Source organism: Novilysobacter erysipheiresistens (assembly GCF_036663935.1).
Classification (GTDB): Bacteria; Pseudomonadota; Gammaproteobacteria; order Xanthomonadales; family Xanthomonadaceae; genus Novilysobacter; species Novilysobacter erysipheiresistens.
In genome coordinates this window covers 1-417 of sequence record NZ_JAXGFP010000032.1, presented here as the reverse complement: position 1 = coordinate 417, position 417 = coordinate 1, and the positions used below count along the sequence as shown (strand labels likewise).

At 62.6% G+C, this 417-nt stretch carries 1 protein-coding gene; it reads right to left on the bottom strand.

The genetic code is table 11. From position 1 onward, the window contains the following. Positions 1 to 112: 112 nt before the first annotated feature. On the bottom strand, positions 113 to 417 hold a 305-nt coding region (locus SNE34_RS14800), incomplete at its 5' end, for a hypothetical protein (RefSeq protein WP_332618391.1).

Here is a 417-nt window from a genome sequence, read left to right as displayed (position 1 = left end):
CGCCGGAATTAAGCCGACCCGCAGCGTGCAGACCGGGTGCCGATGCAACGCCGCTTGCGACATGATTCAACGAAGCGACGAAGCGGGTTCGGCTTGAATGACTTGTTAGGCGCTACACGGGCCGACTGAAATCGAGCCACAGCGCCACCCCAAAGCTTTTGGTACGAAGCCCGACCATAGCCGTGCGCGCCTCGTGAAACAACCAACCGGTGTTGGCCGAAGCGAGCGCCTGAAGCCAGGCCGGACTGCCCGCGAGCCGCCGAACACCCGAAGCCGAACAACGGCAAGACACGAACCCCGAGCGCGCCCTGCGCCACCAAAAGCTTGCCGAGGTGGCGCAACAGTCCAGCTTGCGCGATGTTGCCAACCCCAAAAACCAGACAGCGCCTAACGCCTGAGTTAAGCCGACTTGCGTAG